This window comes from Streptomyces mutabilis (assembly GCF_014649815.1).
GTDB classification, from domain to species: domain Bacteria; phylum Actinomycetota; class Actinomycetes; order Streptomycetales; family Streptomycetaceae; genus Streptomyces; species Streptomyces mutabilis.
In genome coordinates this window covers 72,545-85,007 of record NZ_BMTT01000002.1, presented here as the reverse complement: position 1 = coordinate 85,007, position 12,463 = coordinate 72,545, and the positions used below count along the sequence as shown (strand labels likewise).

The window sequence follows — 12,463 nt, the reverse complement described above, 5'->3', positions numbered from 1 at the left end:
GTCAGCTCACTCCCCCGACAGCAGCGCGACCGGGTCCAGGGTCTCGTCGCCCTTGCTCCAGTTGCACGGGCAGAGCTCGTCGGTCTGCAGGGCGTCGAGGACCCGCAGGACCTCCTTGGGGTTACGGCCGACGGAGCCGGCGGTGACCATCGTGAACTGGATCTCGTTGTTCTGGTCCACGATGAAGACGGCGCGCTGCGCGAAGCCGTCCTCGCCCTCGATGCCGAGGGCACGCATGAGCTCGTGCTTCGAGTCGGCCATCATCGGGAAGGGCAGGTCGGTCAGGTCCGGGTGGTCCTTGCGCCAGGCGTGGTGCACGAACTCGGAGTCACCGGAGAAGCCGAGGATCTGCGCGTCACGGTCGGCGAACTCGTCGTTCAGCTTGCCGAAGGCGGCGATCTCGGTCGGGCACACGAAGGTGAAGTCCTTGGGCCAGGCGAAGACGACCTTCCACTTGCCCTCGTAGGTCTTGTGGTTGATCTGCTCGAACTCCTTGCCCTTCTCCAGCGAGACGCAGGCGGTCAGATCGAACTCGGGGAACTTGTCACCGACAGTGAGCACACGCTCTCCAAAAGATGCAGCGAAGAAACACCCATTTTGCGAGTGTTTCCCTGGGTTGGACGTTATTGATGTTGGCACAGGGTGCATTGATTACGGAAATAGCTACACTCGGTCGAGTTGATCGGAGGTGGCTATTAGTGTCGGCAAAGAAGAGGCAGCCCAGCCTCGCCCAGCTGCGGGCTTTCGCCGCGGTCGCCGAGCACCTGCATTTCCGCGACGCCGCCGCCGCGATCGGGATGAGCCAGCCCGCGCTCTCGGGCGCCGTCTCCGCCCTGGAGGAGGCACTGGGTGTCACCCTCCTGGAGCGTACGACGCGCAAGGTGCTGCTCTCCCCGGCGGGGGAACGGCTCGCGGTGCGGACGAAGGCGGTACTGGCGGAGGTCGGCGCGCTGCTGGAGGAGGCGGAGGCGGTCCGCGCACCTTTCACCGGGGCGCTGCGGCTCGGCGTCATCCCGACCGTCGCACCGTACCTGCTGCCCACCGTGCTGCGGCTCGTCCACGACCGCTACCCGGACCTCGACCTCCAGGTCCACGAGGAGCAGACCGCGAGCCTCCTGGACGGGCTCACCACCGGCCGCCTCGACCTGCTCCTGCTGGCGGTGCCGCTCGGCGTCCCCGGCGTGACGGAGCTCCCCCTCTTCGACGAGGACTTCGTGCTCGTCACCCCGCTCGACCACCGGCTCGGCGGGCGGGAGGGCATCCAGCGCTCGGTGCTGCGCGAGCTGAACCTCCTGCTCCTCGACGAGGGGCACTGTCTGCGCGACCAGGCGCTCGACATCTGCCGGGAGGCCGGCCGCGCGGACGTCCCCGCGACGACGACGGCCGCCGGGCTGTCGACGCTGGTGCAGCTGGTGGCGGGCGGCCTGGGCGTGACGCTGCTGCCGCGCACGGCGGTCCGCGTGGAGACCTCTCGCTCCAGCCAGCTCCTCACCGGCTCCTTCGCCGACCCGGCGCCCACCCGCCGTATCGCCCTCGCCATGCGCACGGGGGCGGCCCGCGCCGGGGAGTACGGGGAGCTGGCGGGGGCGCTGCGGGAGGCGATGACGGACCTGCCGGTGCGGACGGTGCACGAGTGAGCGACCGCCCGGCCGGGCGGTCGCTCACTCCCTGAGCCGCTACTCCGTGCGCAGCCCCTCCGGCCGCATCAGCCGCAGCAGCGGCGGCAGGCTCAGCAGGGTCACCACCAGGACGACCGCCGCGCCGATGCCGGTCATCGACAGGACGCCGGTCCAGTCGACCCGTACCGGGGTGTTCGTCATCTTGAGGAGCACCGTGCCCAGGGTCAGGCCCACCGCCGAGGCGAGCAGCAGACCGAGCACGATGGGAATCGCCGTCTGCCACAGCACCGACATGCTCAGCGTGCGGCGCCGGGTACCGAAGGCGACCAGGGCCGACAGCAGCTTCTTCCGCTCCCGCAACTGCTCCAGCTGCGAGACCAGCAGGCTCGCGCCGATCAGCGCCAGCACGCACGCCGCCCCGACGAACAGACCGGTGCGGATGGCGTCGAACCGGCCGGTGCGCTTCGTCTCCGCCCACGTCAGGGCAGCCGCCAGCGGATCGACGGCCGCTGCGGTGTTCCGTACCCGGTCGTGCACGTCCGGCACCGACTCGTCCAGCCTGAGGTAGGCGTGCCCGGCCAGGGCCGGCACCAGAGTCTCCGGCATGGCCTTCGGCGTGATCAGGAAGCCGCCCCGGTCGATCCCGGCCAGCAGACCGCGACGCGGCTTCGCCGCCTTCACGCCCTGCGGCACCGTCCAGGGGACCTCCAGGCGCTTCGGGCTGCCCTCGTACGACGGGTCGAGGTACAGCTTCCGTCCCGGCGCGGCCAGGTTCGTCATGTCCTCCCCGGCGTCCCACTCGGCGCCGTGGACGGCGAACGCGTCCCCGTCCGCGCACGAGGGCAGGTCGGCGATCTCCCGCAGCGACGCGCAGTCGCCCACCGTCAAGGTCGTGCCGTGCTCCGGTTCCCGGGCGCGGTCGCCGAGGTAGCCCTCGGAGTAGCCGTAGACCTCCTGCACGCCCTCGGTGTCACGGAGCTTGTCGGCCGCCCGCGTCACTGGTACCCCGTCCGGCAGGATCACCTCCATCTGCGCCAACGACACGTCCTGCCCGGTGGGCTGGGTGTAGTCGTCCTCCACGCCCGCGAAGAGCATCTGCAGCGCGATCGCGCCCGCGACGGCCACCGCGATGCCGTTGACCATGCGGGCCGCCGTACCGCTGCTCAGCTGCAGCCTGCGCACGGCCAGCTGCCAGGCCACGCCGCCGGCACCGAGCCGGGCGACGACGGCCTCCACGATCCACGGCAGCAGCGCGGTCACGCCGACCAGGAGCAGGACGACACCACCGGTCACCAGGTACTGGTTGAAGTCGCCGTTGTCCCGCCCGTCGCCGATCATCGGGTAGAGCATCGCCAGTCCGGCCAGCGGCAGCAGCAGCCGCCACCACAGCCGGCGCCGGGGCGGCCGGCCCGCCCGCACCACGCCCAGCGGCTCGATGACGACCCCGCGCAGCGCGAACAGCGTCACCAGCACCGCCGCCGTCGGCACGGCCACCGCGACCAGCAGGGCGAGCAGCGGCGAGGGGTTGAGGTAGCTCGGGAACACGCTGATGCGGTACACCTCGGCGGTCCCCGCCAGCTGCCGCCCGATCATGAAGAACCCGGCGCCGAAGACCAGCCCCAGCGCCGCGCCCGCCAGTGCCTCACCGGCGGCGATCCGCCGGGTCATCCCGCTGTCGGAACCCACCAGCCGCAGCGCCGCCAGCCGCCGGTCCCGCCGCTCCCCGCCGAACCGCACGGCCGCCGCGATGAAGACCGCGACCGGCATCAGCAGCACCACGAAGACGACGAGGATCAGCAGGAGCAGTACCGGGTCGGACCGCTCGGAGGTGGCGTTCGGGTTGCCGTACCCGTCGATGCGGACGACCCGGCCGCCGTCCATGTGCGGCGCGAGCCCTTCGGCGCCCCGGTAGAAGGCGAGTTCGGCCGAGCCGATCAGCCCCTCCTCCCCGATGGTGCCGACGACCCGGTCCGGCAGCCGCTCGCGCAGCAGCGCGCCGGAGTCCGACTCCAGCAGCTTCTTCAGCGCGGGGGAGACCACCATCTCGCCCTTCGCCGGGAACCTCTCCACCCCCGGGGGCAGCGGCGCCCGTGGCCCCTCCGGTTCCAGGGCCCGGCCCCGGACGGACTCGCCGCGGAAGTCCGTATCGACGCCGGCGACCATGAGGGTGTCGTCCGCCTTGGCCAGCCGCTCGTCGGAGAAGGTGATGTCGGTGCGCGCGGCCTCCCGCTCGTGCCGGACCTCGAGCGCGTTGGGAATCGCCGTCGTCAGCAGGAGCAGCGCCACGCCGAGCCCGACGCCGACGGCCGTCAGCACCGCCCGGGTCCAGCCCTCGCGCCCGCCGGTGAGGGCGAAGCGGACGCCCATGGCCAGGTCGGCGGCGACCCGTCGGGGCCGGCCCCGCTCGCGCGGGGCCCCTCCCGCGGTCGGGGCCGGCGGCCTCGCTCGCGTGGGCAGGCTCATACGACGCGCTCCATGTCCCTGGACCGGCCGTCCCGCACGACGATCTCGCGGTCGGAGTAGGCGGCCACCCGCGCCTCGTGCGTGACCAGCACGACGGCGGCGTTGGTGGAGCGGGCGGCGTCCGTGAGCAGTTCCATGACGCGCTCCCCGTTGAGGGAGTCCAGCGCGCCGGTCGGCTCGTCGGCGAAGAGCACGCGGGGGCTGGTGACCAGCGACCGCGCCACCGCGACCCGCTGCCCCTGGCCGCCGGAGACCTCGCCGGGCCGCTTCTTCTTGAGGTCGTCGACCTCCAGCCGCTCCATCCAGGTCAGCGCGGCCCGCTCGGCCTCGCTGCGGGAGGTGCCGTTCAGCCGCAGCGGCAGGGCGACGTTCTCCACGCACGTCAGCTCCGGCACGAGCTGCCCGAACTGGAACACGAACCCGAACTCGGAGCGGCGCAGGGCGCTGCGCTGGGAGTCGTTCATGGCGGACAGCTCGCGCCCGTTGTACGTGATCGTCCCCGAGTCGGGCGGGACGATGCCGGCGAGGCAGTGCAGCAGCGTCGACTTGCCGGACCCGGAGGGCCCCATCACGGCGACGACCTCGCCGGGGTGGATGGAGAACTCGGCGCCGTCGAGGGCGAGGGTCGGGCCGTAGGCCTTGCGGAGCTGCTCGGCCGAGAGCAGCGAACCTGCGGGAGGAGTCATCGGGCCACCGCCTCACGGAGCTTGTCGAGGCGCGCCGCGGTGAGTTCCAGCCACCGCAGGTCGGCCTCCAGATGGAACAGGGCGTGGTCGCAGATGAGCTGATCCGCGAGGTCGCCCTTGCGCTTGCGGTCGGTCAGGATGCGCATGCCGCGCAGGTGCTCCGAGCGCTGGGTGTCGAGGATGTCGGCGGCGTCGCGGTGGGTGAGCAGCGCGAGGACGACCTTCGTGTACAGCGTCGACTGGAGATACGGCTCGGGCTTCTCCGGCGTGGCGAGCCACCGCTGTACGTCGGTGATCCCCGCGTCGGTGATCGCGTACCGCTTCCGCTCGGGACCGCCGCCGGTCTCGATGCCGTCGACGACGACGAGGCCGTTCTTCAGCAGGCGGGACATCGTCGAGTAGACCTGGCCGTAGTGCAGCGGCCGGTCGTGACCGAACTTCTCGTCGAAGGCGCGCTTGAGGTCGTAACCGTGGCGCGGCCCGGACTCCAGGAGTCCCAGGAGGGTGTGACCGATGGGCATGCCGAGCACTCTACACACGGTGTATACGCGCCATGTATACGCACGGTGCGGAGGGCGTGTCCACGCGGTACGGACCCCCAGGTCGGAGGCGATTGTCACGGTTCCGCTACGACGGAAGCCGCGCCTCCGCAGGATGCGGTGACGCGGCTGCGCGGCGTGGGGTGGCGCCTGCTGTGCCGTCTGTCTCTACGCCGGTGGTGTGGACCCGGGCCCGGGACGCCGCGGCGGCCGCCCCCGGCGCGGCAGCGGCCCGGCGCCGCCGGGCAGCCGGCCCGACTCCGCCAGGGCCCGGCGGAGCAGGAACTCGATCTGGGCGTTGGCCGAGCGCAGCTCGTCGCCCGCCCACCGCGCCAGCGCCTCGTACACCTGGGGGTCCAGCCGCAGCAGCACCTGCTTGCGCTGCTGCTGCGGCCGACGCTTCGGGGCCTGACCCGCGGAGCCGGGCCCCTCGGGCGGGAGGCCCCCGGGGGGCGAACCCTCGGACCGGCCCGTCACTGGTAGAGCGTCCCGGTGTTCAGGACCGGCTGGGCGGCGCGGTCCCCGCAGAGCACGACCATCAGGTTGGACACCATCGCCGCCTTGCGCTCGTCGTCCAGCTCGACGATGCCCTGCTCGCTGATCCGGGCGAGCGCCGCCTCGACCATGCCGACCGCGCCGTCCACGATCTGACGCCGGGCCGCGACCACCGCGCCGGCCTGCTGCCGCTGGAGCATCGCCGAGGCGATCTCCGGCGCGTACGCGAGGTGGGTGAAGCGGGACTCGACGATCTGCACGCCGGCCGCCTCCACGCGCGCGTGCAGTTCGACGGCGAGCTTCTCGGTGATCTCCTCGGCGTTGCCGCGCAGGGAGAGGCCGCCCTCGTCGTGGGCGTCGTACGGGTACTCGATGGCGATGTGCCGCACGGCCGCCTCGGTCTGCGTGGAGACGAACTCGACGTAGTCGTCCACCTCGAAGGTGGCCTGTGCGGTGTCCTCCACCCGCCACACCACGACCGCCGCGAGCTCGATCGGGTTGCCGTAGGCGTCGTTCACCTTCAGTACCGCAGTCTCGTGGTTCCGCACCCGCGTCGAGATCTTGGTGCGGGAGGTCAGCGGGTTGACCCAGCGCAGCCCGTCCTGGCGGATCGTCCCCCGGTACCGCCCGAAGAGCTGCACCACCCGGGCCTCGCCCGGCGCCACCATGTTCAGCCCGCACATCGCGAGGAAGGCGGCCAGGGCCGTCACGATGCCCGCGACGATCAGCGCCGCCTTGCCCCCGGTCGACGAGACCGCGGTGGCCGCGGCGATCAGGCCGGCGCCGGCCACCAGTCCCAGCAGCCCCAGCAGCAGGGCCATGCCGCCACCGATGCTGTTCGCCTGCGTCTCGCGTACGCGTGGCGTCGGCATCTCCGGTACATCCGCTCTGATCTGCGAAGTGTCGTGCGCGTTGGGTGCGGACACGATGGATCCCCCGTTCTCGGCGGACGTGCCGGAGCACGCCCGTGCGTCTATCTCGAACCTATCTAAGTGATATCACTTTACTCTCGAACGGCAACCCTCGACCCCTCTCGTACGTCGGTTCCAGGGGAACGGGTGCTGATTCTCACGTCCGCACAAGGCCGGATCGGCAGGCGTTTGTCATATCTCCCGGTGTTAGCTTTCTGAGCTGACCTGAGCGACGAACCTGTGTGACATGTGAGCAGGACGTGCCCACAGATGAACGAAGCGGAGCGGATCGGACCCATGGGACGAGCGGAAGAGAGAAGAGCGCGACAGCGCGGTGGTCGCCGCGCGGCGCCGAAACGCCGTTCGTCGGGGGCCGGCGGGAAGAGCGGCATACGCCGGCTGTTCACCTGGAAGAAGATCCTGGGCGCGTTCTTCGGCCTCTGCCTGCTCGGCATGGGCTCCTTCGTCGTGCTGTACCTGGTCATCGACATCCCCGAGGGGAACCCCGAGGCGGAGCTGCAGAGCAACGTCTACGAGTACAGCGACGGCAGCATCATGGCCCGCACGGGCGAGCGCAACCGCGAGATCGTCGACCTGGCCAAGGTGCCCGAGGAGGTCCAGCGCACCTTCGTCGCCGCAGAGAACAAGACCTTCTACAAGGACTCCGGCGTCGACCTCAAGGGCACCGCGCGCGGCGTGCTGAACACCCTCTCGGGCAAGGGTGCGCAGGGCGGTTCGACGATCACCCAGCAGTACGTCAAGAACTACTACCTGTCCCAGGAACAGACGGTCACGCGCAAGCTGAAGGAACTGGTCATCTCCCTGAAGCTGGACCGGGAGAAGTCCAAGGACTACATCCTCGCCGGCTACATCAACACCAGCTACTACGGCCGCGGCGCCTACGGCATCCAGGCCGCCGCCCAGGCCTACTACCGCGTCGACGCCGAGGACCTGACCGTCGAACAGGGCGCGTACCTCGCCGCGCTGCTCCAGGCGCCGAACCAGTACGACTGGGCGATCGCCAGCGACACCGGCAAGAAGCTCGTCCAGGAGCGCTGGAACTACGTCCTGGACAACATGGTCGAGGAGGACTGGCTGAGCCGGTCCGACCGCCAGAGCATGAAGTTCCCCGAGCCGAAGGAACCCAAGACCGCCGCCGGCATGGAGGGCCAGACCGGGTACCTGGTGGACGCGGCCAACTTCGCGCTCAAGAAGCAGCTCGTCGCCCAGGGCGCCGCGGAGGACATGGAGCAGGCCAAGGCCCTCGTGGACCTCGGCGGCTACACCGTCACCCTCAACATCGACAAGAGGAAGCAGGCGGAGCTGGAGAAGGCCGTCAAGGCCAAGCTCACCAGCAAGCTCGACCCCGAGAAGCGCGAGGTCGACGCCGACGTCCAGGCCGGCGCCGTCTCCGTCGACCCGAAGACGGGCGGCGTCGTGGCGATGTACGGCGGCGTGGACTACGTGAAGCACTTCACCAACAACGCCACCCGTGATGACTACCAGCCCGCCTCGACCTTCAAGCCCCTGATCCTCGCCGCGGCCGTCGACCAGGACGCCGAGACCCAGGACGGCGTGCCCATCACGGCCAACACGGTCTACGACGGCACCAGCAAGCGTCCGGTCGTGGACCAGGGCCGCGAGGTCGGCTTCGCACCGCCCAACGAGGACGACGTCGACTACGACGACATCACCGTCCAGGAGGCGATGAACAAGTCCGTCAACTCCGTCTTCGCGCAGATGGGCATCGACGTCGGCATGGACCAGGTCATGAAGGTCGCCGGCGACCTCGGCATGGACACCGAGGGCGTGCAGGCCGTGCCCGCCCAGACCCTGGGCAGTATGGGCGCGAGCCCGCTGGAGATGGCCGGCGTCTACGCCACCCTCGACAACCACGGCAAGAAGGTCACCCCGGCCGTCGTGAAGTCGGTCGAGCACAAGGACCGCACGGTGGAGTTCCCCGAGCCGATCGGCGAGCAGGTCATCAGCCGCGAGGCCGCCGACACGGTGACCTCCGTGCTCACCGGCGTGGTCGACGACGGTACGGCCAAGGCATCGGTGCGGGACAACCCGATGCGCGACGGCCAGACGGTCGCCGGTAAGACGGGTACGTCCGACAACAACAAGTCGGCCTGGTTCTCCGGATACACGCCCGAACTGGTCACTTCCGTCGGCCTGTTCGGCGAGGACGACAAGGCGCCTCACCCGCAGGTCCCCATGTACAAGGCGGGCGGCGTCGACTACCGCGTCAACGGTGGTGGCTTCCCGGCGGAGATCTGGGCCGCGTACACCTTCGGCGTGATGGGCGAGGTCACCGAGTTCGACCTGGAGACCAAGCAGGGCAACGCGGTGAAGCCGAGCACCACGCCGACGCAGGGCCAGTCGCCGACCCAGACGCCGACCCAGGACGAGACGACCGAGCCGCCGGAGACCGAGGCGCCGACGTCCCAGGAGCCGACGTCCGAGGCGCCGGAGACCGAGGCGCCGGAGACCGAGGCGCCGAGCCAGTCCCCGTCGAACAGCCCGTCCACCGAACCGCCGACGGACGGACAGTCCACGGCACCGGAGAATCCGCTCTTCCCGGGCGGGGACCGGGAGGAGTAACCGGCGCAGGCACGGCAAGGGCGCCCGGCGAACACCGGGCGCCCTTGCACGTACAGAGGCGGCTCAGCCCCGGTTCAGCTCGAACCAGACCACCTTCCCGGTGCTCAGCCGGGTCGCTCCCCACCGCCGGGCCAGCCGGTTCACCAGGTAGAGTCCGCGCCCGCCCTCGTCCGTGGCCCGCGCCTGCCGCAGCCGCGGCAGCTGCGGCACGTCGTCGCCGACCTCGCAGCGCAGCACGTCCGTGCGCAGCAGCCGCAGGGTGACCGGCTTGGTGGCGTACCGCACGGCGTTGGTCACGACCTCGCTGACCAGTAGCTCCACGGAGTCCGTCAGGTCCTCCATGCCCCAGCGGGCCAGGGAGCGCCGGGCCAGCCGCCGGGCCCGTCCCGGAGCGGTGTCGTCGGGCTCCAGGAACCAGTACGCCACGTCGCTGGGCGCGATGCCGTCGAAGCGAGCGGCGAGCAGCGCGATGTCGTCGTCCCGGTCACCCGGCCCGAGCATGTCCAGCACCTCGTCGCACAGGGCTTCCAGGGGCGGCGGATGGTCGGGACCGGTGAGCTGCGCGGTGACGGCGAGGCGCTCCCGCAGCTGCTCTATGCCGGTCCACACGTCGCGCAGCCGGGACTCGACCAGCCCGTCGGTGTAGAGCAGCAGGGTGGCGCCCGCGGGGGCGTCCAGCTCCACGGCCTCGAAGTCGACGCCGCCCACGCCGATCGGGGCGCCGGCCGGCACCCGCAGCACCTCGGCGTGACCGCCCAGGTGGAGCAGTACGGGCGGCGGGTGGCCGGCGTTGGCGACGGTGATGCGGTGCGAGACCGGGTCGTAGACGGCGTACAGGCAGGTCGCCATGCGGTCGGTGCCCAGGCGCTGGGCCTGCTCGTCGAGGTGGTGCAGCACCTCCTGCGGCGGCAGGTCGAGCCCGGCCAGGGTCTGCGCGGTGGTCCGCAGCTGGCCCATGATGGCCGCCGACGTCATGGAGTGGCCCATCACGTCGCCGACGACCAGCGCGACGCGGCTGCCGGGCAGCGGGATGGCGTCGTACCAGTCCCCGCCCACCCGAGCGGTCTCGGCGGCCGGGAGGTAGCGGGAGGCCAGCCGCACGCCGGTGCAGCGCGGCAGGTTCTCGGGGAGCATGGTGCGCTGCAGCTCGTCGGCGATGTACGCCTCACGGCCGTACAGCACCGCCTTGTCGATGCCGAGCGCGCTGTGCGTGGCCAGCTGGGCGGCGACCAGCAGGTCGTCGGCCTCGAAGGCGATGCGCTCGGGGCCGCGCAGGAAGAGGGCGGCGCCGATCACCCGGCGCCGGCCGCGCAGCGGCGCGAGGATGGCCCGCCGGCCGTCGGGCACGGCGAAGTCACCCCCGTCCCCGAGCAGCTCGGGCAGGGCGGCGCGGGCCGAGGGGGCGTCGGTGAAGACGGGGCGCACCCCGCGCAGCACCTCGGCGAGGGCGCTGCCCGGCCGCACCTCGCACAGTTCGGAGCCGACCGTCTCCAGCTCCGAGGGTTCGGGCGGGACCGCCGGGGTGAACCCGTTCTCGGTGTCCCGTTCGGCCGGGATCCGGTCGGTGCGCCGCAGCCGCAGCACCAGCGGCCCGGTGGGCCGTTCGTCGCCGACCGGCAGCGGCTCGCGCAGGTAGACGAGGATGGCGTCCGCGAAGGTCGGCACGGTGGCCCGGCACAGTCCCATCACGATCTCGTCGAGGTCCATGCCCCGGGCGATCCGCCGGGTCGCCGCTCCCACGAAGCGGAGCCGGTCCCCGTCCCGGCGCATGGGCGTGGGCCGGCCGGGCGTGGTGAGCTGCCCGGTACGGCGCTCCGCCCGCGCCGGTGTCCCCGGACCCGGGTCGGTCCCGGCCCCGGCTCCCGCACCGGTCTGCGCACCGCCGGGCTGCAACGGGACGCCGTCCGGCGCGGGCCGCGGGCGGTGGGTGTCGGCCCCGGTGGCCGGTTCGGTGCCGGGCTGGGAGTGCTCGAAGGCGCCCGCGCCTGAGGTGGGCGGCGTCTGTCCCGCGCGCCCCTGTGCCGGTAACGCGGACCCGGAGGCGCGCGGCGGCACGGGGGTACGCAGGAGCGCCCCGCGGGGATCCGCGGGGTCACCGCCCGCCGTCGGGCGGTCGAAGGAGGTCGGGTGCTCCGTCACGCGTGTCGAATCCATCCGTCCGGGACTGCGCGCGGCGCGTGCAGTTCGTCCCGCAGGAATCCCGATACCCGGAATACGTGCCCCGGGAACGGGATTCCCGCGTGGTCAGAGGCTGTTCCTGTGTCACCGGCGGACCGTCCGCGGCCCGCGCCCGTGTCGCCTGCGTACCTCTCGCTCACGTCCTGCCGCCCCTCGGTGACGATCGGTCAAGCATGATGCACGCTCCGCCGGTTGCTGCCCTGCTGGTTGCGGAGGACGATCCTACGTTTCTTGCCCGGGGGCGCATCAAGGGTCTCATGAGGACACGCGCGCGGGCGTCCGGTCCCAGTCCCCGGGGAGCGACGGTACCTCCCAGGACGGATCGGGACGCCAGTGCTCCCAGCCGTCCGCGTACGGGGAGCCCCAGGCACGGATCTCCGCCACCGCCGCCCGCCCCGCCTGCCGTACCCGCTCGGCCAGCGGAGCGTCCATCAGCCGGTCCCGCTGGGCCTGCGCGAACTCGTCCTCGTCCCGCCAGTGCCAGCTGCGGTCCGGGTGCACGGAGATGTCCAGGAAGTGGTCCTCGGAGTCGACACCGCCCTCCCAGCGGGCGAGCGGCTCCTCCAGGTTCACGTACCAGTTCTTGAACCGCCAGCCCGGGTCCCAGAACAGCCACACCGACCAGGGCGCGCCGGGCCGCGCCAGCTTCAGCACGCCCGTGCCGAACCACCGGTCGCGCTGCACCGTGCGCGGCTTGGTGTAGCGCGACACCAGCGGTTCCAGGTGCACGGACGTGCCGTCGGCGAGCACCGGCTTCACGCACTCGGTGCCGGGCGCCAGCCATACGGCGAGCAGCTCCGCGTCGTCCCGTACGACGGTGACGGGGCGTGCGATGTGCACGTGCGGGCCGCCGTTCTCCCGGTACCGCCAAAGGATGTGGCTCCCGGGCGTCCAGAACTCCGGTGGGCCCGCCGTCCCGCCCGCCTCCGCCGCCGCGCTCACCGTCTCACCGTCTGCCATGGGCAGAT

Annotated in this window: 10 protein-coding genes; 2 read left to right on the top strand and 8 right to left on the bottom strand. The window is 71.7% G+C overall.

All coding sequences use genetic code 11. The features are described from left to right. Positions 1 to 6: 6 nt before the first annotated feature. Positions 7 to 561 (bottom strand): peroxiredoxin, encoded by a 555-nt coding sequence (locus IE142_RS04530; protein ID WP_191884510.1) that lies wholly within the window; start codon positions 559 to 561, stop codon positions 7 to 9. 137 nt (positions 562 to 698) lie between these two features. Between IE142_RS04530 and IE142_RS04525 the strand changes: the two genes are divergently transcribed. Next, positions 699 to 1,637, top strand: coding sequence for a LysR substrate-binding domain-containing protein (locus IE142_RS04525; RefSeq protein WP_191884509.1), 939 nt, complete (start codon positions 699 to 701; stop codon positions 1,635 to 1,637). A 39-nt stretch (positions 1,638 to 1,676) separates the two neighbouring features. Here IE142_RS04525 and IE142_RS04520 read toward each other — a convergent pair whose 3' ends face one another. The 5 genes from IE142_RS04520 to IE142_RS04500 form a co-directional block, all read right to left on the bottom strand. Next, positions 1,677 to 3,986, bottom strand: a complete 2,310-nt coding sequence (locus IE142_RS04520; RefSeq protein ID WP_191885030.1) for an ABC transporter permease — start codon at positions 3,984 to 3,986, stop codon at positions 1,677 to 1,679. Positions 3,987 to 4,078: 92 nt separating this feature from the next. Continuing rightward, positions 4,079 to 4,768 (bottom strand): ABC transporter ATP-binding protein, encoded by a 690-nt coding sequence (locus IE142_RS04515; protein WP_191884508.1) that lies wholly within the window; start codon positions 4,766 to 4,768, stop codon positions 4,079 to 4,081. Beyond that, positions 4,765 to 5,289: a PadR family transcriptional regulator gene (locus IE142_RS04510; RefSeq protein ID WP_191884507.1), complete on the bottom strand. Its 525-nt coding sequence runs from the start codon at positions 5,287 to 5,289 to the stop codon at positions 4,765 to 4,767. The genes IE142_RS04515 and IE142_RS04510 overlap by 4 nt, the downstream gene beginning before the upstream one ends. A gap of 186 nt (positions 5,290 to 5,475) precedes the next feature. Then, entirely contained in the window at positions 5,476 to 5,835 is a 360-nt protein-coding gene (locus IE142_RS04505; protein WP_191885029.1) for a type II toxin-antitoxin system antitoxin, read from the bottom strand. Beyond that, positions 5,781 to 6,674 (bottom strand): SPFH domain-containing protein, encoded by an 894-nt coding sequence (locus tag IE142_RS04500; RefSeq protein ID WP_191885028.1) that lies wholly within the window; start codon positions 6,672 to 6,674, stop codon positions 5,781 to 5,783. Before IE142_RS04500 ends, IE142_RS04505 begins: the two co-directional genes overlap by 55 nt. Before the next feature lie 336 nt (positions 6,675 to 7,010). Between IE142_RS04500 and IE142_RS04495 the strand changes: the two genes are divergently transcribed. Then, entirely contained in the window at positions 7,011 to 9,317 is a 2,307-nt protein-coding gene (locus IE142_RS04495; protein ID WP_191884506.1) for a transglycosylase domain-containing protein, read from the top strand. A 63-nt stretch (positions 9,318 to 9,380) separates the two neighbouring features. Here the strand turns inward: IE142_RS04495 and IE142_RS04490 are convergent, their stop codons facing one another. Next, positions 9,381 to 11,471, bottom strand: coding sequence for a SpoIIE family protein phosphatase (locus IE142_RS04490; protein ID WP_191884505.1), 2,091 nt, complete (start codon positions 11,469 to 11,471; stop codon positions 9,381 to 9,383). Between the two features lie 279 nt (positions 11,472 to 11,750). Continuing rightward, positions 11,751 to 12,455 carry a cytidylyl-2-hydroxypropylphosphonate hydrolase gene (gene fomD / locus IE142_RS04485; RefSeq protein WP_052412263.1) on the bottom strand — a complete coding sequence of 235 codons (705 nt, stop codon included), beginning with the start codon at positions 12,453 to 12,455 and terminating at the stop codon, positions 11,751 to 11,753. Positions 12,456 to 12,463 lie beyond the last annotated feature (8 nt).